This is a genomic window from Clostridium gelidum (genome assembly GCF_019977655.1).
Taxonomy (GTDB): Bacteria; Bacillota; Clostridia; order Clostridiales; family Clostridiaceae; genus Clostridium; species Clostridium gelidum.
In genome coordinates this window covers 3,824,058-3,846,377 of the sequence record NZ_AP024849.1, presented here as the reverse complement: position 1 = coordinate 3,846,377, position 22,320 = coordinate 3,824,058, and the positions used below count along the sequence as shown (strand labels likewise).

The 22,320-nt window shown below is 31.5% G+C and carries 17 protein-coding genes; all 17 read left to right on the top strand.

From position 1 onward, the window contains the following. Positions 1-229: 229 nt before the first annotated feature. The 17 genes from psyc5s11_RS17710 (at position 230) to psyc5s11_RS17630 (ending at position 22,311) form a co-directional block, all read left to right on the top strand. On the top strand, positions 230-1,555 hold the full coding sequence (locus psyc5s11_RS17710) for an aminotransferase class III-fold pyridoxal phosphate-dependent enzyme (RefSeq protein WP_224033808.1): 1,326 nt from the start codon (positions 230-232) through the stop codon (positions 1,553-1,555). Positions 1,556-1,570: 15 nt separating this feature from the next. Beyond that, positions 1,571-2,722 (top strand): iron-containing alcohol dehydrogenase, encoded by a 1,152-nt coding sequence (locus psyc5s11_RS17705; RefSeq protein ID WP_224033807.1) that lies wholly within the window; start codon positions 1,571-1,573, stop codon positions 2,720-2,722. Between the two features lie 147 nt (positions 2,723-2,869). Next, entirely contained in the window at positions 2,870-3,703 is an 834-nt protein-coding gene (locus tag psyc5s11_RS17700; protein ID WP_224033806.1) for an ABC transporter ATP-binding protein, read from the top strand. A 2-nt stretch (positions 3,704-3,705) separates the two neighbouring features. Continuing rightward, a complete protein-coding gene (locus psyc5s11_RS17695; protein ID WP_224033805.1) occupies positions 3,706-4,482 on the top strand; it encodes an ABC transporter permease in 777 nt (258 codons plus the stop codon). A 213-nt stretch (positions 4,483-4,695) separates the two neighbouring features. Further along, the gene (locus tag psyc5s11_RS17690) at positions 4,696-5,463 is read left to right on the top strand and encodes an ABC transporter permease (protein WP_224033804.1); all 768 of its coding nucleotides are present in this window, start codon (positions 4,696-4,698) and stop codon (positions 5,461-5,463) included. Between the two features lie 209 nt (positions 5,464-5,672). Next, positions 5,673-6,734 carry an ABC transporter substrate-binding protein gene (locus psyc5s11_RS17685; protein WP_224033803.1) on the top strand — a complete coding sequence of 354 codons (1,062 nt, stop codon included), beginning with the start codon at positions 5,673-5,675 and terminating at the stop codon, positions 6,732-6,734. 408 nt (positions 6,735-7,142) lie between these two features. After that, positions 7,143-8,510: a dihydropyrimidinase gene (hydA, locus tag psyc5s11_RS17680; RefSeq protein ID WP_224033802.1), complete on the top strand. Its 1,368-nt coding sequence runs from the start codon at positions 7,143-7,145 to the stop codon at positions 8,508-8,510. Positions 8,511-8,580: 70 nt separating this feature from the next. Then, positions 8,581-10,080: an NAD-dependent dihydropyrimidine dehydrogenase subunit PreA gene (gene preA / locus psyc5s11_RS17675; RefSeq protein WP_224033801.1), complete on the top strand. Its 1,500-nt coding sequence runs from the start codon at positions 8,581-8,583 to the stop codon at positions 10,078-10,080. A gap of 30 nt (positions 10,081-10,110) precedes the next feature. After that, on the top strand, positions 10,111-11,331 hold the full coding sequence (locus tag psyc5s11_RS17670; RefSeq protein ID WP_224033800.1) for a Zn-dependent hydrolase: 1,221 nt from the start codon (positions 10,111-10,113) through the stop codon (positions 11,329-11,331). A gap of 377 nt (positions 11,332-11,708) precedes the next feature. Next, positions 11,709-12,308 (top strand): hypothetical protein, encoded by a 600-nt coding sequence (locus psyc5s11_RS17665; RefSeq protein ID WP_224033799.1) that lies wholly within the window; start codon positions 11,709-11,711, stop codon positions 12,306-12,308. Between the two features lie 14 nt (positions 12,309-12,322). Then, positions 12,323-13,735, top strand: a complete 1,413-nt coding sequence (locus psyc5s11_RS17660) for a contractile injection system protein, VgrG/Pvc8 family (protein ID WP_224033798.1) — start codon at positions 12,323-12,325, stop codon at positions 13,733-13,735. Between the two features lie 169 nt (positions 13,736-13,904). Beyond that, on the top strand, positions 13,905-14,510 hold the full coding sequence (locus tag psyc5s11_RS17655; RefSeq protein WP_224033797.1) for a hypothetical protein: 606 nt from the start codon (positions 13,905-13,907) through the stop codon (positions 14,508-14,510). Between the two features lie 29 nt (positions 14,511-14,539). Next, positions 14,540-15,070, top strand: a complete 531-nt coding sequence (locus psyc5s11_RS17650) for a hypothetical protein (protein WP_224033796.1) — start codon at positions 14,540-14,542, stop codon at positions 15,068-15,070. Between the two features lie 40 nt (positions 15,071-15,110). Further along, positions 15,111-15,485, top strand: a complete 375-nt coding sequence (locus psyc5s11_RS17645) for a DUF4280 domain-containing protein (RefSeq protein ID WP_224033795.1) — start codon at positions 15,111-15,113, stop codon at positions 15,483-15,485. Between the two features lie 36 nt (positions 15,486-15,521). Continuing rightward, positions 15,522-18,365: a hypothetical protein gene (locus psyc5s11_RS17640; RefSeq protein ID WP_224033794.1), complete on the top strand. Its 2,844-nt coding sequence runs from the start codon at positions 15,522-15,524 to the stop codon at positions 18,363-18,365. Between the two features lie 21 nt (positions 18,366-18,386). Next, entirely contained in the window at positions 18,387-19,637 is a 1,251-nt protein-coding gene (locus psyc5s11_RS17635; RefSeq protein ID WP_224033793.1) for a PoNe immunity protein domain-containing protein, read from the top strand. 283 nt (positions 19,638-19,920) lie between these two features. Further along, entirely contained in the window at positions 19,921-22,311 is a 2,391-nt protein-coding gene (locus psyc5s11_RS17630) for a hypothetical protein (RefSeq protein WP_224033792.1), read from the top strand. Positions 22,312-22,320: the final 9 nt, after the last annotated feature.

The window sequence follows — 22,320 nt, the reverse complement described above, 5'->3', positions numbered from 1 at the left end:
AATCCCATTGTTAACTTGGGATTTTCTGTAATATAGCTAAATATGCAGTTGCACAAATAAGATTAGTCACTTAGTTATTGCAACTCATAACAATGCTAGTATATAATAGAAACAAGTTAAAGAAAAACAAATTTATAAGTGAAACAGCAACGGAGCTTGTTCAATTGAATAAGTTCTGTTTTTTTTAGTTAAAAATAATTTATGAGTAACAATAAAGGAGTGTATAAATATGAATAGTGAAGAAATTAAGAGCACATTAAAAAAATATAGCTTACAATCTTGGAGCAAACAAAAAAATATAAATCCAATTTCAGTTGAAAAGGGAGACGGGATTTATTTCTGGGATTATGATGGGAATCGTTATTCAGATATGTCATCTCAACTTGTTAATATGAATCTTGGATTTTCTAATAAAGCAATTGGAGATGCAATTAAAGAACAAGTTGATCAGTATTGTTTTGTAGGGCCATCTTTTGGAGCTGAATCTCGTGCAAAGCTTGCAAAAAAAATCGTTGAACTTATGCCTAATAATATGGGTAAGGTATTTTTTACAAATGCTGGAGCGGAGTCAAATGAAAATGCAGTAAAGATTGCAAGAATGTTCACTGGAAAGTCAAAAATATTCAGTCGCTATCGAAGTTATCATGGATCTTCATTTGGTGCAGGTAATTTAACAGGAGAACCTAGAAGATATGCATTAGAACCAGGAGTTCCTGGATTTGTTAAATTCTTTGATCCTTATATTTATAGAGAAGCAATAGAATTTGAATCTGAAGAAGCTGCAACAAAATACTATTTGACTAAGCTTAAAGAACAGATTTTATATGAAGGACCAGACAGTGTAGGAGCAATTGTACTTGAGACTATAACAGGTTCAAATGGAATTATCATTCCACCAAAAGGATATCTTCCTGGAGTTAGAAAATTATGTGATGAATTTAATATTCTAATGATCTGTGATGAAGTTATGACAGGGTGGGGAAGAACAGGTAAGATGTTTGCATTTGAAAACTTTGATGTAAAACCAGATATTGTTACTTTTGCAAAAGGTGTTACCTGTGGTTATGTTCAACTTGGTGGAGTTGTGGTAAGTAAAGAAATTGCAGCTTATTTTGATGATAATATATTATCTTGTGGATTAACTTATAGTGGACATCCTCTAGCTTGTGCAGCAGGTGTTGCTTGTGTTAATTATTATGAAGAAGCAGATATTTTAACTAATGTAAATAAAATGGGGATTGTACTTGGTGAAAAATTAGAGGCAATGAAAGATTCTCATCCATGTGTTGGAGATGTAAGATATATTGGATTATTTTCAGCAGTAGAGCTAGTAAAGGATAAAGTAACTAAGGAACCATTGGTACCATATGGTAAAGATCCAGAAGGAATCATGGGAAAAATTCTAAATGAATTAAAAGCAAGAAAGTTCATGACTTATACTCATGAAAATATGATACTTGTTGCTCCTCCATTAATTATTACAAAGGAACAATTAGAAGAAGAACTTGTTAAGTTAGATGAAGTACTAGAAATTATAGATAAAGAATATATTTAAATGAGGTGAAGAGAAGTGGCATATGAATTCAGTTTGCCAGGGCATACAATTGTTGGAGATAATGCATTAGAAGATAGTGAAAAGTTGATAAAAACCTTTGGGAAAAAAGCATTTATTGTATCTGGGAAAAATGTGACCAAAATGGGAACAGTAAAGATTTTGACAGATAGTTTAGGCAAATGGGGAATAAATTTTGAAGTGTTTAATGACATCATAGGAGAACCAACAGATGACATGATTGAAAGTGGTGTAAAAGCCTATAAAAATTCAGAATGTGATTTCTGTATTGCGCTTGGTGGCGGAAGTCCTTTAGACAGTGGCAAGGCAATTGTAGCTATGACAAAATTAGAAGGTGTTATATCAGATTATATGGGAGTAACAATAGAGGGCGATTTTCCACCTTTGGTATTAATTCCAACTACTGCAGGAACAGGATCAGAAGCTACTAAATTTACGATTATTACAGATTCAAAGAAGAACATTAAAATGCTTCTGAAGGGAGAAACATTATTGCCGAAATTGGCAATTATTGATTCTAAGTTTTCTATGACAACGCCCAAAAGTGTGACTGCAGCAACGGGAATGGATGCACTAACTCATGCAGTAGAAGCATATACTTCAAGAAAAGCAAATCCATTAACAGATACCTTTGCATTATCTGCAATAAAAAGAATTTTTGCTTATCTGCCATTAGTTTATAAAAATGGTGAAGACAAAAAGGCAAGAGAAGAAATGGCACTAGCAGCTTATGAAGCAGGGGTATGTATAAATAATTCTTCTGTAACATTAGTTCATGGAATGAGCAGACCCGTTGGAGCAATGTTTCATGTAGCTCATGGAATTTCAAATGCCATCCTTATAAAGGAATGTTTATCTTATGTTTTAGATGGAAGTTATGAACGATTTGGTAAAATTGGACGAATTATTAATGCAGCAGATAATACCAGCAGTGACAAGGAAGCAGCAGAGGCTTTTTTAGAGAAACTCACAAGTCTATGTAGTATATGTGAAATTCCTACTTTAAAAGAATATGGAATTAATAAAGAAGAGTTTGATGTTCTAGTAGATAAGATGGCACAAGATGCTATTGATAGTGGAAGTCCATCAAATACTATAAAAAGTATTACAAAACAAGATTTAGTGACTATATACAATAAATTATGGTAAGAATAAATTAAAATTTAATTAATGTGGGTTAATCCCATACAAAAAAGCTAATGTATAGTAAAATTTAGCTATATGATAGAATATTTGCAACGGCGCAAAACAATATGTTTTGGGCCGTTTTTTGTTCTAAAAAGGAGGCATAAATAAATGAATATTTTAAATGACGTAGATACAGAATTTAAAGAAAGAGATTTTTCAAAACCAAGAGAAGAAAAAACAGAAATCAAAATAGATGATTTAAGTATGATCTTTCAAGATAAAGATGGAGGAGAACCAGTAACAGCACTTAAAAATGTTAACCTAGACATTAAAGAAGGAGAATTTATCTCATTACTCGGTCCGTCAGGTTGTGGAAAGACAACATTACTTAGAATTATAGCTGATTTATTGCAACCTTCTATGGGCACAGTTACAGTGCGAGGAGAAACTACAAGAGATATAAGGCTTCAAAAAAAATATGGTATTGTATTTCAAAATCCTGTTTTATATGATTGGAGAACTGTTCGAAGAAATGTATGTATGCCAATGGAACTACTAGGAATGAAAAAAACAGAACGTACTGCTAGAGTTACAAAAATGCTTGATTTAGTTGGACTTTCTGAATTTGGAACACATTATCCGTATGAGTTAAGTGGTGGTATGCAACAAAGAGTTGGTATTGCAAGGGCACTGGCAATTAATCCAGAGATTCTTCTTATGGATGAACCATTTTCAGCATTAGATGAATTTACTCGCGAAAAGCTTCATCTTGATCTTCTTAGTATTTGGAGTAAAACAAATAAAACCGTAGTTTTTGTAACTCATAACATTTCAGAGGCAGTTTTTTTATCAGACAGAGTAGTGGTTCTTTCGCCACATCCAGGACGTGTCTCAGCGGTAATTGATATTAAGACACCACGACCAAGAAACATGGAATCAAAGCAAACTCCAGAGTTTTATGAATATATTACGAAGATTCGAAATAGCTTTGAGGGGGTATGAGAATGAAAGACAAGAAAGAAAAATATACAGTTAACTTGGTTTGGACTATTGGTATTTTAGCAGTTTGGGAGCTTGTTGCATTCTTTTTAGATAAAGTAGCTCAGGACCCTATGGCTGAAGCAAAATTACCTTATCCTCATAGTATTATAGTATCAATTTCACAGAATTTTACAGAACTAATAAGTGCAGCGGGACTTACTTTTTCTAGAGCAGTAGTTGGATTTGCACTAGGAGCAGCCATAGGAGTTGCATTAGCTATTATTATGAGCTTATCAAAAATTGCAGAAAAGATAGCATTACCTTATTTGATAATATCACAAATGATACCTGTTTTGGGATTAGCTCCTATAATTTTTACTCTTGCAAAGGATATGAATACATCTAGAATAATTATCGCAGCCTACATAACATTTTTTCCAGTTGCTATTAATATGTTAAGCGGATTAAATAGTGTTGATAGTGATAAAAAAGAGTTGTTATATTCTTATGCAGCTAAGAAAAAGAGTATTTATTTTAAGCTTATGATTCCATATTCTTTACCTTATTTATTTGCAGGATTAAAAATAGCAGCACCAATGTCAATTACAGCATCAATTTTGGTTGATATGCTTGGCTCAAGTGGTGGAATTGGAGTGAAACTTCTTTATGCATTATACTCAGGAACCAGAGATGTGTTCTGGGGATCAGTTGTGACAAGCGCTATTATGGGAATTATTAGCTACTTTATTGTTGTTTTCCTTGAAAGAATTTTTATGCCTTGGAGAAAACAAACAGCATAAGGCATATTGGCTATTAGGCACAATCAAAAAAATAACAAGTCCATCTGGTAGCCTATTTTCCATCATTCTGCGTCGGCAAAATGCCAGAATAGGCCAGCTATGATGGCACTTCACCTCCTTGTCTTATGGAAAATATTCATACCAGCTTTGGACTTGTTATTTTATTTCATGTGCCTTATTAAAAAAATACTTCAAAAGAAAGGAGATTTATGTATGACAGAAAAACTTAAAAATGTACTATGGCCATTAGGCTTTGGAATATTAGCAATTGCTATGTGGCAGGTAGGTATAATTCATGCTGCTTTAGGTTTTAAACCCTTTCAATTACCAATACCATCACAAATTGTAATTACGTTAAATAATAATTTAACTAAAGCTTTATCTGATACTATGAGTACAGTTTCAGGCGCATTGGTAGGACTAGTTATAGGATGTGTAATAGGATTTCTTGTTGCTGCACTTGCTACACAGTTTCCCAAATGGGGTTATACAGGACTTAGTGTAATAGCTGCATTTAATGCGATTCCAATTGTTGCATTATCTCCTATTATGAATCGCTGGTTTACTAGTGGTTTCTCTCAAAAAGTTGGAGTTGTAACAGTTGTATGTATGTCAGCTATGGCAATAAATGCTTATCGTGGATTAAATGATTTAAAGCCATTTGCAAAAGATTTGTTAGAATCTTATGCAGCACCAGAAAAAGTTATATTTTTTAAGCTTCGGTTACCTAGTAGTCTGCCAAGTGTATTTACAGCATTAAAGATTAATGTTGCTTCTGCACTAATGGCGGCAATGATCAGTGAATATTTTGCTGCATCTACATCAGGTATTGGGTTTGGAATTAAAGATAATTTAAGAAAGGGAATGATGGCCATGGGGTGGTCTTACATAGTTATGGCTGCTTTGGTTGGAATTGTTCTTTATTTGATTATTATATTGGTAGAGCGCAGAGCAATAAAATGGCATGCTTCACAAAGATAAAATGAAACTTAGTTTCAGGGGGGAATTTTAATTTCCATCTGAAGGTTAGTTGAATTAATCTAGGGTCGTGCCACTGTTATACTTCATAACTAAAACTTTTATCATTACGATATTAATAGGAATGAAGCATTACAGTGGCTAGACATCAGATAAAATGAAACTTGATTTCAAAGTAAGATGTTTTTATTTAATAAGAGGAGGAATTTAATATGAAAAAGAAATTATTAGCTTTAGGTTTAATTACAGTATTGATGGGTACATTGTTTATAGGTTGTGGATCTAAGTCATCAGAAACAACACCTACAAAGGAAACAACAAAGACAGAAGACACAAAAAAGGATGGAGCATTAGAAAAGGTAAAACTTCAGTTAAAATGGCTTCCGCAATCACAATTCATGGGATATTATGTGGCAGCAGAAAAAGGTTATTATAAAGAGGAAGGAATTGATATAGAAATTCTTCCAGGCGGAAGTGATATTATTCCAGAACAAAATGTATATAATGGTGCAGCAAATATTGGTGTTACTTGGGTATCAAGTTTAATGACTTATCAAGCTCAAGGATATGAATTACAAGAAGTTGCTCAAATGTTCCAAAAATCAGGACTATTAGTAGCATCAAAAAAGGCTACTGGAATTAACTCACCAAAAGATTTAGCAGGTAAAAAAGTTGCTAACTGGTTTGGTGGTAATGAGTATGAAGTTCTAGCATTATTATCAAAATACAAATTAGATAAGAATAAAGATTTAAATCTTGTACAACAAGATTTCACCATGGATCAACTAAAAGAAGGTTCTGTTGATGCAGCTTCAGCAATGACGTACAACGAGTTTGGTTTATTACTTGAAAGTGGTATTTCAAAAGATGATTTAAATGTAATTAACATGAATGATGAAGGCGTTGCAATGATGGAAGATTGCTTATTTGTAAATTCTGAATGGGCATCTAAAAATGAAGATTTAATGGTTCGTTTCTTAAGAGCTTCTATTAAAGGCTGGAAAGATGCATGTAAAGACCCAGAAGCAGCTGGAAAAACAGTTTATGATGTAGATAAATCAGTATCTTTAGATCATCAAGTATATATGGCAAAAGAAGTTGCAAAACTTGCTAGCCCAGAAGGTTTTGATGCTTCAAAGATTGGACAAATAGATATGAAGGCTATTAAGCAAACAGGAGATTTCTTAAAACTTTATAACCCTGATTTAGCAAAAACTCCAGTAGTAGATGAAACAACATTTACCTCAAAATACTGGGATAAAGCAACAAAATAATAGTATCTATTATAAACCCGTGTTGATATCATCACATATTTGTTCCATGAGCTAAGGAATTGAACTTAAGAACATCTAAATGATTATAGTCCAATTCCAGCTTGCTCCGAATACAAGATTCGGACAAGCAATTAATTGGACTATAATCATTAAGAGTTCTAAAAGTGCAATTCCAATGCTCACTTCACAAACATGTAATAATATTAACACTATATTAAATAATAAAAATTAGATTAAAAGAGAATTATAATACTATAAAAAACTAGCAAATCACTTGTAAATTTTTTAAATGTACTTAAGCTAATGTTAATATTCTCAAGGATTACCTAGGAAGACTAGTCAATAGGATATGAGAGTGTTACAGTGGCTAAATATAAAATAAATTATAAAAAAGGGAGGAGAATATTTATGGATTTAATTATAAAAAATGGAACCATTGTAACATTATCAGAATCTTATATTGCAGATATTGCTGTAAAGAACGGTAAAATTGTAGCAATTGGAACAGGTTTTTCAGAAGAAGGCGCTGAAGTGGTAGATGCTCATGGTAAATTGGTATTACCTGGTGCCATCGATGCACATACTCATTTAGCAATGCCATTTGGAGGAACAGTTTCAGCAGATAGTTATCTTGCAGGAACAAGAGCAGCAGCATGTGGTGGTGTTACAACTGTCTTTGATTATCCAATGCAAAGAAAAGGACATGGAATAATTGAAACTATTAAAGGAAGACAAGAAATGTGTGACCCAGAGGCGTGTGTTGATTACGCATTCCACTGTATTATAACTGATTTAAATGAAGGTGCTATTTTAGATGAATTTAAATCAGCTGTTGATTATGGTATCACAAGTTTTAAATGTTTTTTAGTATATAAAAAAGAAGGCATGATGGTAGATGATGCTACCTTGGTAAAAATCATGTTAAAAGCAAAAGAAACTGGCGCTATCACCAATATTCATGCAGAAAACCCAGATTTAATTGATTTAAATATTGAACAATTTTTAAAAGAAGGAAAAACTTCAGCTTGGTATCATTATTTAAGCAGACCAGAATATGTAGAAGCAGAAGCAGATAAAAGAGCAGTACACTTAGCAAAATCTGTAGAAGCACCATTATATATAGTTCATATGGCCGATAAAGAAGGATTAGAAGCTGCAATTGCTGCCAAGATGGATGGACATGAGATTTATATTGAAACATGCCCACAATATTTAGAATTTACATCTGATGTGTATAAAAGAGAAGATGGAAGAAACTTTGTATGCTCACCACCTATGAAAGGACAAGAAAGTCAGGATGCACTTTGGAAAGCTATTAAAACAGGTGCTATTGATACTATTGCTACAGATCACTGCCCATTCCAAAGCTATGAAAAGGACTGGGGAAAGGATGATTTTTCAAAGATTCCAAATGGCTGTGCAGGAGTTGAAAACTTATATCCATATATGCTTTCGGCAGCAAATGACGGAAAATTAAGTTTTAATCGTGTAATTGAATTATGTTCATCTAATCCAGCTAAAATATTTGGATGTGACCAAAAGGGCTCTATAACAGTTGGAAAAGATGCAGATATTGTAATTTATGATCCTAATAAAGATTTTACAATCTCAGTTAAAAATATGCATTCAGATTATGATCATACTATTTGGGAAGGCAAAAAACTTCATGGATATCCTGAACAGACTTATGTACGTGGAAATTTAGTGTACGATAATGGAGAGTTTGTTGGAAAACCAGGAACTGGAAAGTTTGTAAGAAGAATAGCACGTAAATAATTAGGCGCGTGAAATAAAATAACTTGTAAAAGATGCAATGTATATTTGCATCAGATAAGGAGGCATTGAAATGAGTAGTCTATTGTATAAAGATATTTCACTTAAAGAAGATGTGGCAGGGTGTTTGCTCTGCAATGAAGCACTCTGCTCAAAAGCTTGTCCATATTCAGTTGAACCGGACATTATTATTCGTTCCTTAGCATTTGAAAATAAGCTTGGGGCAGTAAATAAACTGCCAAATCCAATGCCTTGTGAAACGTGTGAAAACAAACCTTGCATGGAGGCTTGTTTAAAAGGAAAAATTAATGAACCAGTACCAATTGACAGAATAATGAAGACAATATCAACTGAGTCTAAAACAAAAGAAGAAGAAGTTGATTTATCTATAGATTTTTGTGGTATACACTCAGAAAATCCATTTTTTCTTTCTTCATCAGTAGTTGGAAGCAATTATGAGATGGTGGCAAAAGCATTTGATATGGGATGGGCAGGAGTTGCTTTTAAAACTATTGGAATGTTTGTACCAAAAGAAGTTTCACCAAGATTTGCAGCGATTAGTAAAGAAAATGTACCTTTTGTTGGATTCAAAAATATTGAGCAGATTTCAGATCATACATTGGAAGAAAATATTGAATTTTTGAAACAATTGAAAAAAGATTATCCAAGTAAAATTATTGTAGCATCAATTATGGGACAAAATGAAGAGGAATGGACTAAGCTTGCAAAGTTGATGACAGAGGCAGGTTCAGACATCATTGAATGTAATTTTTCATGTCCACATATGACAAGTAAAGGGGTAGGTTCTGATGTTGGACAAAATCCAGATTTAGTATCTTTATATACTAAGGCTACAAGACGCGGAACTCATTTGCCTATTCTTGCAAAAATGACACCTAACATTGGAAATATGGAAATACCAGCAATAGCTGCAATGGAAGCAGGTGCAACAGGAATCGCTGCTATTAACACTATTAAAAGCATTATGAATGTTAATCTATCCACTTTTGCATCAGAACCAACTGTGGAAGGAAAGACTAGCGTTGGAGGATATTCAGGAAAAGCAGTGAAGCCAATCGCATTACGTTTTATTCAAGAGATGAAAAATTGCAAGGAGCTAAAAGAAACACCAATAAGTGGAATGGGAGGCATTGAAACTTGGAGAGATGCAGCTGAATTTTTAGCTTTAGGCTGTGAGAATCTGCAGATAACCACAGCGGTCATGCAATATGGATATAGAATTATTGAGGACTTAATAGATGGAATGAAATTATATTTAAGTTCAAATGGATATAAAAATATATCTCAAATCGTTGGAAAAGCACTGCCTAATATTGTACCTACGGATAAGCTTGACCGCGATAGTATTTGTTACCCAAGATTTGATAACAAAAAATGTTTAGGTTGTGGACGATGTTATTTATCTTGCTTCGATGGTGGTCATCAAGCAATCAAGATAAATGAAGAGACGAAAAAACCTGTCCTTATAGTAGATAAATGCGTAGGCTGTCAATTATGTGTTACGGTTTGTCCAGTCAATGCTATATCATCAGGTAAGAGAGTTAAAAAATAAATATAAGAAGAATTGAAAGGGGATATGGATATGTTAAGTTGTAATAAAGAAAGAATGGAAGACAAGATCAAAACATTTAGTAAATTTGGAGATACAGGAAAAGGCGGAATCACAAGATTGTCTTTATCACCTGAAGCACTAGATGCAAGGGAAGAATTTTGCAGACGGTGCACCGCTCTTGGAATGGATATAAAAACTGATGATATGGCAAATATTTATGCTACTATTTCAGGAGAGAAGGGTTTACCTGCTATTATGATGGGATCTCATATTGATTCTGTTAAACAAGGTGGAAATTATGATGGTATTTTAGGTGTTCTTACTGCTTTAGAAGCAGCAGAAACTATTGTTACAGAAAAAGTACCTCACAAACATCCAATTACAGTAATTGTATGGACAAATGAAGAAGGGGCACGTTTTGAGCCTGCAATGATGTCATCAGGAGTTATAACAGGGAAATTTGATAAAGATGTTATGTTAGCTTCTAAAGATACAGAAGGAATTACGTTTAAGGAAGCATTAGAAGCCAGCGGATATATGGGCGAGATTGAAAATAGAATGACTGCTGAAAAATATAAGGCCTTAGTGGAATTACATGTGGAACAAGGACCAGTTTTAGAAGATGAAAAAGTTGACATAGGAATTGTTGAAGGGGTTTGCGGTATGATAAACTACGAATTCACATTTATAGGACAAGCTGATCATGCAGGGACAACACCAATGAAGTATAGAAAAGATGCTTTATATGCAGCTACAAAGACAATCCAATATCTTCATGATGAACTTGACAAGCTTGATGGTAAGTTAGTATATACAACAGGGAAGATTTCAGCTCATCCAAACATCCATACGGTTATTCCTGATCTTGTTAAATTTACATTAGATGTTAGACATCAAGATCCAGAAGTAATTAAACAAGCTCTTGAAATCATTAAGGCTATTCCAAATATTGTTGAGAAATGTGAAGCGAGCTATGAAGAAGCATGGTCACGTAAGACAGTTAATTTTTATCCTGAATTTGTAGGTTATGTAGAAAAGAATGCAAAGGAATATGGATATTCAGCTAAGAGAATGTATAGCGGACCAGGTCATGATGCTCAATTCATTACAGATGTTATTCCAACTACAATGATTTTTGTTCCAAGTGAAAATGGACATAGTCATTGTGAAAAAGAATGTACACCTGTTGATAACTGCTTAAAAGGAGCAAATGTATTATTACAAACAATTTTAGATATTGACAAAAATTAAGTAAATATTGAAAAATGCCAATATAAAAAACGAAATAGAGGATAATCTGTTATTTTTCTCATGAAATTTATGAAACAGATTAGCTTCTATTTTTTTTATTTATATTTATGATTTGACTATATGTGCAATATTGGAAAATATTACTTTAAAGAATATAATTGGTAATAATTCAGAAAAGAAATTTGAAGAAATAAATATAGTGAATTATAATTAAAGGGCTATGTGGTGGAAAAAGGAAAAAAATAATTATAAATACATTTAAGGTAAATATAAAATAAAAAAACTAAATTAAGAGAAGATTAGAATATACTTATAAATCCGAAAATGACTTGGGTGGAATTTTTTTGTAAAATCTGAAATATAGGAGCAAAGGAAAGATGGATAAAAGAGTTGATGAAAAGATATTAGACTTTATAAATGCAACAGAAAAAGTTGAGGCTAGAAAAGATATTTGTAGTGGTCCAGTAAAAATTGGAGGTAGATATTATGAGTTTGAAGAAACAGAATTCTTTGATGAAAAATTAAAGATGTATATTCCAAAGGATTTTGAGGACATGCCACAAGATACAAGAAAATTTAAATATCCATCAGAAAATAGACCAGATATAATCAAATGCAATGAAGATGGAAGTATAGCAATAACATTTAAGTTTATAGATAGTCCTTTAAATGAAGAATATGTAGAAAAGCTAAGAGACATAATGAAATTAATTAATAAAAGGCTTAATCCTGCAAATGTATTTTATGATGAAGAAATTTTAGAAGTAGATGAAAAGAATATAGGATACTTTGATTTTAAAAGCTCTGCTATAGATGATTTTTTATATAATTTTATATTTCTTTTAGAGCTTCAAGAAAAAACAGTAATGGGTACGTTTAGTTGTAGTTTTAGTGAGTATGAAGAATGGAAAGACATTGCTATTCTTATGATAAATACCATAAGAATAAGTAAAGAAGAAAATAGTAAAATTATTTAAGGAGATGAGAATGAGTGAGTGAAGAATATGTATATACCTATGGAGATATTGTAGTATCACCTTACAAATTTGAAAAAATAAAAAAGTTAAAAATAACAAGAGAATTAAATGAACATGGAAGACTTTATATAAGTGGAATTATAAGTGATGAAAATGAAGACAAATATGTTGAGGTAGCAACGGCAGAAGAAAGTATTAAGGTATCTGTTAAAGATGATGAAGGAAATGTTACTGATTTATTTCAAGGAATAGTTACTAATATTAGTATTAGCGCAAATAATGATGTAAGAACTTTAGAAATTGAAGCTTTAAGCAAAACATTTTTAATGGATATAAAAGAGAAGAGTCGTAGCTTCCAAAATGAAGAAAGTACTTATGGAGATATCTTTACTATTATAAATAGTGGATATAGCAATATTCAGAATATAGATAATGTTACTTATGGAGCTAAAATTGATAAATTAATAGTTCAATATAGAGAAACTGATTGGGAGTTTGTAAAGAGATTAGCATCACATTTTAATGGAGGAATAGTTTCAGAGTGTCAATTGACTGATATAAAGTACTCTTTAGGCGGAGCTGGATATAGTAAAGTTTTTGATCTTAATGAATTTAATTATTCAATAAAAAAAGGCTTACACGAATACAAGGTAAAATCAGCCAATGAAGCTTATGAATTGGATGATATGAATCTAGTAAGTTATGAAATAACAAGCAATAGAATAATGAATTTATATAATCAGGCTGCATTTAAAGGAAGAAAACTTTTTGTATATAAATGTGAGATAGAAATGGTAGGCGGAGTTCTTTCAAATAAATACATTTTAAGAGATGAAAAAGGCATGAAGGTTAGGAAACTTTATAATAACAATCTTGTTGGTGTTTCGCTTCAAGGAAGAGTGTTATCTACTGAAAAAGATAATGTTAAAGTTTCTTTGGAAATAGATGGAAGTCCAACAGAACGTGAAGGAGTAAGATGGTTTGAATATGCAACTGTTTTCTCATCTCCAGATGGTACAGGCTGGTACTGTATGCCTGAAATTGAAGATGTAGTTCGATTATATTTTCCAGATAACGAAGAAAAGCATTCATGTGTAATAAGTTCAGTTAATTTACAATCAAGTGATTCTACAAAACGTAGTGATCCATCTGTAAAGAGCTTTAGCACAAAGTATGGAAAAGAAATAATAATGAGACCTGGTGCAATAGATATTATCTCTGGTGGAAACTCTATGAGTTTAAATGATGATGGTGGAATACAAGTTAATAGTGATAGTCAAATTTCAATGTCGGGTTCAAGTATAAATATAAGTGGTGGAGATGTATCAATACATGGAGATGGAGGAGTTACATTGTCTCAATCTGGAGCAAGTATTGTAATTAAAGATGATGTTGTTATGAGTGGAGCTAAGATTAATACACAGTAGGGTCATTTATATTAAAGATATTTAGATAGGCCGCCGAAATAAGGGGGCATGCATTTGTTCCAGTTACTGAAGATTACACAAAAGCAAGACCCTTATTTCTAATTGTGGATATATATTCAAAGTATAAGCGTAATTTAGAAGTTGTATATCTATAAGAGAGGGGAAATCAATGATAATTCCAGTAAATAAAGAAAAGATAATGGATGAATTTAAAACAAAGTATGTTGAGGGAAGATTTTACGAAGAGAGTCCTAAGATATATGAAATGTTTGAAGATAATAAAAAATCTATAATTGAAGAGCTTATCTTAAAGTTTAAAGAAGTCTGCAAGAAGGCTATTAATATGCAAGAACAAGGTCTTAAAGGTGAAATAAAGTACATCTATATATCATATTTAAGGACAAGCCTCATGCAAAATTTAGGTGTTTACAGAATAGATTTTTATGATGATAAATGGCTTTTAGATAAAGAGGAATGTTTTATAAATATTGATTTGAGTTTTATATATGAACCACTTTTTAATCATATGGAAGAATTACAAATAAAAAGAAAAGAATATGGACGAACTATAACTGAAATGGATATAGAAAAAATAAAGATTAAAGAAGGGAACAAGTATCATAGATTAGGTATAAAAATCTTAGAAAGTATAGTAAATGATTTTGTAGAATGTGATGAATATAAGGAAATGAAAAAGAATTATGAAATAAGTATACTTGCAGGGGAATATTGTGATGAAGCTGTGCTTATATATGAAACTTCAAAAGAAAAATAAAGGATCGTCCTTTAGGAAAGGGGATAAATATGGATTATTTTTTATTAAAGCAAGATAAAAGATATTCTTATATTCCAAGTATTGTAGATTGGTTTAATAATATTAATATTAAGAATTTGAATTTAATAAATGCAGATAAGATAAAAGATGTAACTATTCTTTATGTAAAATCTGATAAAAACAATAATTACCTTGATATTTTAGATAATCAACTATTTTTAGTATCTGAAGATATGAAAAAGATATTAGAAAAATACAATACTAATATAATTTTTAAAATGATAGTTTTAACTGATTTTAAGAATTCAATTCAAAATGTATATTATCTGCCTATTTTTGAAGAAATAGAAGCTTTAAGTGAAGATGCAGAAATGAATTTAAATAAAACTGTTGTTAAAAAAATTATATTAAATGAAGAGAAAATAAGGAATAAAAAAGTTCTTAAGATTAAAGAAAGTTCAAAAACCATGGTAGTTGTTAGATTAGATGTGGCAGAAAGTTTACTACGAAGAGATTTTAATGGAATTATTCTCGAAAAAGTGGAGATAAGAAGTAAGTAAATTATGATTAAAAAAACAAAAAACTAAGGGAGGGTAAATTATGGCTACTTACTATGTTGTAAGAGGAGCAAAGATGTGGTGTGATAAGGGAAGTAATGAAAGAAAAATAAATCTTCCTGTAAGCCACGGAAGTTATGTTAATGGTAAACCAATATTAAACAAAAAAGATTGGAAACCAGAGAATATAAGTTATTTTGGAGTATGTCCAGAATGCTTGGCAGGAGAGGAAACAACTGTTATAGATAAAAATGGAGCATTAAAGACAGGAAAAAAATGTACGCCAGTAATAGTTGTGGATTGGGTTAAGACAAAGGATAATACCATAATAGAAGGTCAGCCAGCTTTAACAAATGAGTCAATAATATTCTGTACTCATGGAGGTAACATAACATTTGTTGACCATGGACAAGAATAAGGCAGTAGTTATAGGAAAGGGGGAGGGAAAAGATAAATGGAAGCAATTCATAAATTAAGGATAAGCTGTCCTTATGAAATACTAAGAATAGAAGACATTAAAATTTCTTGCAAGCCAAGTGAGCATGGATATTTATACTTGAAATGTTTAGTAGATGATACAATTAATTTTAAGTATGCTATAGAAGCTTCCACTGAAGATAAAATTGTTCTATATGAAGAATTAGAAGATAAAGAAAAATCTATCATATTCAATGGAATAATACAAAATGTAATAACAACAAATGAAAATGGAATATATTATTTAGAATTAGAAGCAGCGACAAGCAGTATTCTTCTTGATATTGAAGAAAAAACAAGATCATTTCAAGATGCAGAAATGAGTTATGATAATTTAATAAATGAAATACTTAAAGATTATAAAGGTTATGGATTTACTCAATGTATGAGCAGACCAATGAGTATAGGAAAATCTTTATTCCAATATAAAGAAACCGATTATGAATTTTTAAAAAGAGTAGCAAGTCTACTTGGATTAGAAGTGATTTGTGATATAATAAATCTAAATAATTTGTTTTATTATGGAAGACCAGATGGTAAAAAATATACATTAGAAGATAGAGTAAATTATAAAGCATGCAAAGATTTAGAAAGATATAGCAAAGCTCAAGTCTTTGGAATAGATTTTCACGATACAGATTTCTTTTATTACGAAGTAGAAAAACGTCAAAAGATGGATATAGGAGATAAAATTTACTTTAAGCAGAAGGATTTATATGTTAATCAATATGAAGCAAAACTTCATAAAGGAGATTTAATTTATAAATATAGATTTTGCAGAGATAGAGGAATTTGGATAGATAAAATATACAACAAAAAGATAAAGGGAGTAGCTCTTGAAGGAAAAGTTTTAGAGACAGCTGGAGAAAAGTTAAAGATTCATCTAAATATAGATGAAAGTCAAGATCCTTCAAAGGCAGCTTGGTTTTATTATGCACCACCAACAGGAAATATACTCTACTCAATGCCGTTAGTTAACGAAAGTGCAATGTTATATTTCCAAGATATAATAGAGGCAGCACCTATTGCTACAAATTGTGTTAGGAAAAATGGAGATACCTGCTCAGATTTTTCGGATACAGCGAACAGATACTTTGCAGATGAAAATGGAAACTACTTAGATATGCTGCCTGGAGCAATTAATTTTCATAGAAGTGGTTTTAATGTAAACTTAAATGATCAAAGTGGAATTACATTTAATAGTTCAGGAAATTTAAGTATCGGTGCATCAGGAAGTGTAGATTTAAGTGCTGGTAGTGTAGCAATAAATGCTGGTAGTGTAGCAATAAATGCTACAAGTAAACTTTTAGTGCAAAAGAGCAAGAGTAGCTACATTTCTCTTGAAAATGAATTTTATGCTGAAGCAAGTGTGGTATATGAAAGTGGAAGTGCTAGAGATAGTTATGGAGCATTTACGGATGATGAGCCTACTGCTGGAGTTGCTGCTGCAATTGCTAAAAAGGTGGCAGAGAGTATAGAATTTGCTGTAGGAGCTTTAGTATCTGCTATGGCTGGAATAGCTGCATCTATAGGAAGTGGAATTGGAAGCACGCCATTAATGGGTAAAAGTAATGATATTTCAAATAATGGCATGGATAACTTAATTAATATTTTACAAGGAAAGCCTAATAGTATAAATAATATGAGCGGGCAAACTATAAACAATTCTACTTCAACTAATGATGTGAAAGACTATTATATTGGTGCTGGAGAAACTCCGGGTATGGGTCCTGTGTATAAAGATGGTGATAAAGTAAAACTTTTAGCACAAAATGGAGAAAATTTTACAGCTACAGTAAGTTCTTCAGAATCAGGTGCAAGTTTAGACGTTGATAATTATGAGGCCTATAAAAAAGCAAATTATGATCCTAATAATTTAATACCAAAGACAGGATTATATGCTGCAGCAGATGTTGCTCAAGAAACTATTTGGGGAGGCCTTAAATTGGTTACCTATGTGCCTGAAGAGTGGGAGGCCTTTGTAGATCAGTCAGGTTTAACATATCATCGTCCAGGTTCTTGGGAGTCAACAAGAGAGTCATTTGATAAAATATCTTCAAACTGGCATAATTATTTATATGATAAAGCACCATATAAGGATTTATTTAATACTGATAAGTTTTTAATGAATATAGCATCAGCAATAGGTGGCATAGGTGGAATAGCAAGATCCGTTACAAATATTCCTAAATTGTTTAGTGGAGGATTAAAAGTTGCAGCATTTGCCAATGGTACATTAAGTATATCAAAAGTAGGGGATATAAATATAGCTGCAATAGCAGGTATTGGTAAAATTGGAGCATATGGATTAGGTACTGGAGCTGTTATTAGCAATATGATGGGGGATTTTGATAACTTTGATTCCAAAATTGGTACAAACAAACAAAAAGGAAATTTTGGCGAAGCAGCAGCAGATGATAATATATTGAGTAATCAGAAGGTAAAAGATGCTGGGTATGACTTAGAGTCAATAGGTAGAGATGCGCCATCAAGCCAGGATGATAAAATAGTAAAAGGAATTGATGGACTATATAAAAATAAAAATCCGGATTCAGATATAGAATATGTTATTGATGAGGCTAAGTTTGGCAGTTCAAAGTTAGGAAATACAAAGGATGGACTACAAATATCTGATGATTGGATAAAAGGGAGTGACCGTATTTTAAAAGCTGTAGATGGAGATGAAGATTTAGCTAGAAAAATTGCTAAAGCATTAGATAGAGGTAAAGTTGAAAGAGTATTAGCTAAAGTTGATAGTAATGGAAATGTAGTGACTTATAAATTGAATAGTTCTGGCAAAGTTATTGGGATTTGGCCATGATAAATAAAGGAGGAGTAATTTATGTTACGTGATAATTTGAAATCTTTAGAGTATTTTGAAAATCAAATAGCGAATAAAGAAAAATATATACAAGAAGAAAAAAAGGAAATAATGGAGCTGGAGCAGGATATAAAAAATGAAATCAAGAGATTTCCTAAGGATAATAAAGACATTATTTGTTCAACATATCAAAACAATGCTATGTATGAAATGAAAAAGATTTGTGCATTATATTCTGCCGGTATGCCAGTAGAGCATTTGAATCAAGACTTTGAATATACAATAGTATGTATGGAAAACTATGGAGAACATAAAATAGGATATTTATATCTTCTTTGGATGATATCTTTAGGAATATTATTAGAAACTGATAAAAAGAATATAAAAAGATTGTCTAAGCTAGTGGAGAAAGAAAATATTAAAGATTCAGTAATTGATTATTTATTATATACTAGCGATATTGGATGGCTGAAAGTTACAGATATTTATTATAAAGAAAATCCATATTCAAAAACGAAAGAAATTATAGAACTTGCACAAAAAGATAAAAATGGTGCATCAAAAAGAATACAAAAATATATGCAAAAAGAATGGTTTAAAGGTCATTATGATTATGAATGGAAAAATGCACATAAAGAACATGGTTATGTAGGATTATGGAGTTTTGAAACAGCAGCATTAGCAAAAATATTAGAGATTGATGATGCAAGCTTAATAGAAAATAATCATTACCCATATGATTTGGCACATTATAAGAATGTAATGAAATTTAAGAAAGTTTCAATAAGTGAATTCAAGCATGAGTATGATAGTGAAGAGATAGAAAAAGCAAAAGCAAAAGAAGGAATTGAAAATAATACTGAATTAGAAAGAATTATTCCAATAAAATGGCATTCATTTGTAAATGAGTTGATATATGATTATAAAGTTCTAGATGATAGCAATTTTTATGAAAAATACAAAAAGCCTATTGGATTAGATCAAATATGGTTTTTCTTTGAAGAGTATAAAAAAGAAAATAAGGAAAAAAATCTATTAGGAAGTCTGATTGTTTTTGCAATGACAGAAAAAGGATATATTTTGCAGTTAGATTATAAAGAAGATATAGAAGATTATTATTCAAATATGAAAAATTACTGGAGAAATTCAGAGACAAAGCTAATTCAATTTGTATTAGATAATGATCAAAATTATTATGCAGTGGTACCGAAAGATGCAAATATTGAAAAGATGCATGAAGTTACTGTTACAGATGTAAAAGAAATTAAATAAATTTAAATTTTATTTAGAATCAATATGTAATATCTATAATAAAATAGCAAATCACTCGAAAATTCCCGATTATGACCTCGGAGGTGTAAATTTTCCAAATATAAGTTTGAAATAAATAAAGAACTTATGAAAGCAGATGATAAAAATCATCTGCTTTTTCCATGTAGAAGCAAAAGAATCTGAAAGTAAGCATTACAGTATTTTGTTCTTTTAAGGAAAGGATTCAGAGCTTCTTTATGATATTTATAAAAGTTTAGGTTATACACAATGCATGGACGAGCCAATGAAAATAGGGGTACCTTTATTTCAATATAAAGAAACCGATTATGAATTTTTAAAAAGAGTAGCAAGTCTACTTCGATTAGAAGTGATTTGTGATATAATAAATCTAAATAATTTGTTTTATTATGGAAGACCAGATGGTAAAAAATATACATTAGAAGATGAAGTAAATTATAAAGCATGCAAAGATTTAGAAAGATATAATAAAGCTCAAGTCTTTGGAATAGATTTTCACGATACAGATTTCTTTTATTATGAAGTAGAAAACCTTAAAAAGATGGATATAGGAGATAAAATTTATTTTAAGCAAAAAGATTTATATGTTAATCAATACGAAGCAAAACTTCATCAAGGAGAGTTAATATATAAATATAGATTTTGCAGGGAACGAGGAATTTGGCAAGATAAAATCTATAACCAAAAGATAAAGGGAGTTTCCATTGAAGGAAAAGTTTTAGAGACAGCTGGTGAAAAGCTGAAAATACATTTAAATATAGATGAAAGTCAAGATCCTTCAAAGGCAGCTTGGTTTTATTATGCACCACCAACAGGAAATATATTGTACTCAATGCCGTTAGTTAACGAAAGCGCAATGTTATATTTCCAAGATATAATAGAGGCAGCACCTATTGCTACAAATTGTGTTCGTAAAAATGGAGACACTTGTGCTGAATTATCAGATACAGCTAACAGATATTTTGCAACAGAAAGTGGAAACTACTTAGATATGTTGCCAGGAGCAATTAATTTTCATAGAAGTGGATTTAATGTAAACTTAAATGATCAAAGTGGAATTACATTTAATAGCTCGGGAAATTTAAGTATAGGAGCATCAGGAAGTGTAAGTCTAAGTGCTGGAAGTGTAGCAATAAGTGCTACAAGTAAATTGTTAGTACAAAAGAACAAGAGTAGCTACATTTCTCTTGAAAATGAATTTTATGCTGAATCAAGTGTGGTTTACGAAAGTGGAAGTGCTAGGGATAGTTATGGAGCATTTACAGATGATGAGCCTACTGCTGGAGTTGCTGCGGCAATTGCTAAAAAGGTGGCAGAGAGTATAGAATTTGCTGTAGGAGCTTTAGTATCTGCTATTGCTGGAATGGTAGCAGTTCTAGGAAGTATACCAGGAGAAACTTCATCATCAGATAATGGAAATTCAGTTCCGGTTGTAGGAGAAGAATTAAAAAATAATGAAGATATAAAAGAGTTTAACTCTAATCGTGGTTACGGAAGTGAAACTTTAGTAAAAGAAAAATCCGGAGATGGTGTATATGTCTTAGGAAAAACTAATACTATACAAACAGCATCAGGAGAAAAAAGTTCTTTTGTGCCTGTTGATATGGATAGTTATTTGGAACATAATTCACCTGGAAAATATTTAAAAAGTGATTTGTTAGCTTTGGGAAATGTTGCTCAAGAGACTATAATTTCAACAGGAGAAATGGCTAGTTATGAACTGGAAAATAGTACGATAATAGGTCCTGCACGTCATTTGTATGATGGTTATAAGAAAGTAACAGGTGAAGCACCATTTGGTGGAGCACTAGAAGATTTTGATGTTATGAAGAAGGCAAGAGAGAAGTGCAGTAGTATATCTTCAGATATCCATGATTATTTATATGATATGGCACCATATAAGGACGAATTTAATCTTGCTAATTTTACATTTAATGTAGCACTGATAGCAGTTCCAATAGCAGGTCAACTTAAAAATATTCCTAAGTTGGCTGAATTAGGAATGAATGCAAGTAAAAAATTAGCTAGTAAAATACCTAAGGCTACTGATGATTTGGCTGAATTTTTTAAAAATCTTTTTAAGGATACTAAGACCAGCTATGTGAAGTCAATAGAAAAATATACTGATGATATGAGAAAATATATTATTCCTCCAGAGGATGGATTTGATGCATTAATTGAGCGAAGATATATCGACATTAGAAAAGCAGGTTTTAGTGATGTTTCAGATATTGCAAAAAATACAGGTCTACCAGAGCAAGACATTATAGACATGAAAAATCACTTGTTTTTTAATACCCATGATTTATCAGTACAAGGTAAACCTCCTGAAAAACTATATTTTCAAGGGAATGCTAATATTGCTTATGGTTGGGAAAAGGCAAGAAGTGGAGAAATTACAAAGACCGAAAAGGACTGGTTTGAGGCTCTTAGGAATCATGAATTGACAGAAAAAAAATATATGGATGATGGAATGCCATTAACTGATCCGTCTACTTGGGATCCAGTAAAAGAAAGACAAGGGACTGATCCTTTTAAAAACGCACATGATAAAGCAAATTTAACAGCTGAAGCGCCTAGTGACTTTCCAGGTTATGCTGACATTGCTAATAAGGAATGGAATAAAAATTATATGAACAAGAGCAATGATTATTAATATTGAGGT

Excerpts from the sequence above, each read along its gene's own strand:
- psyc5s11_RS17710 (WP_224033808.1), top strand. The coding sequence starts at position 230 with ATGAATAGTGAAGAAATTAAGAGCACATTAAAAAAATATAGCTTACAA.
- psyc5s11_RS17700 (WP_224033806.1), top strand. The coding sequence starts at position 2,870 with ATGAATATTTTAAATGACGTAGATACAGAATTTAAAGAAAGAGATTTT.
- psyc5s11_RS17695 (WP_224033805.1), top strand. The coding sequence starts at position 3,706 with ATGAAAGACAAGAAAGAAAAATATACAGTTAACTTGGTTTGGACTATT.
- psyc5s11_RS17690 (WP_224033804.1), top strand. The coding sequence starts at position 4,696 with ATGACAGAAAAACTTAAAAATGTACTATGGCCATTAGGCTTTGGAATA.
- psyc5s11_RS17685 (WP_224033803.1), top strand. The coding sequence starts at position 5,673 with ATGAAAAAGAAATTATTAGCTTTAGGTTTAATTACAGTATTGATGGGT.
- hydA (WP_224033802.1), top strand. The coding sequence starts at position 7,143 with ATGGATTTAATTATAAAAAATGGAACCATTGTAACATTATCAGAATCT.
- preA (WP_224033801.1), top strand. The coding sequence starts at position 8,581 with ATGAGTAGTCTATTGTATAAAGATATTTCACTTAAAGAAGATGTGGCA.
- psyc5s11_RS17670 (WP_224033800.1), top strand. The coding sequence starts at position 10,111 with ATGTTAAGTTGTAATAAAGAAAGAATGGAAGACAAGATCAAAACATTT.
- psyc5s11_RS17665 (WP_224033799.1), top strand. The coding sequence starts at position 11,709 with ATGGATAAAAGAGTTGATGAAAAGATATTAGACTTTATAAATGCAACA.
- psyc5s11_RS17655 (WP_224033797.1), top strand. The coding sequence starts at position 13,905 with ATGATAATTCCAGTAAATAAAGAAAAGATAATGGATGAATTTAAAACA.
- psyc5s11_RS17650 (WP_224033796.1), top strand. The coding sequence starts at position 14,540 with ATGGATTATTTTTTATTAAAGCAAGATAAAAGATATTCTTATATTCCA.
- psyc5s11_RS17645 (WP_224033795.1), top strand. The coding sequence starts at position 15,111 with ATGGCTACTTACTATGTTGTAAGAGGAGCAAAGATGTGGTGTGATAAG.
- psyc5s11_RS17640 (WP_224033794.1), top strand. The coding sequence starts at position 15,522 with ATGGAAGCAATTCATAAATTAAGGATAAGCTGTCCTTATGAAATACTA.
- psyc5s11_RS17635 (WP_224033793.1), top strand. The coding sequence starts at position 18,387 with ATGTTACGTGATAATTTGAAATCTTTAGAGTATTTTGAAAATCAAATA.
- psyc5s11_RS17630 (WP_224033792.1), top strand. The coding sequence starts at position 19,921 with ATGAAAATAGGGGTACCTTTATTTCAATATAAAGAAACCGATTATGAA.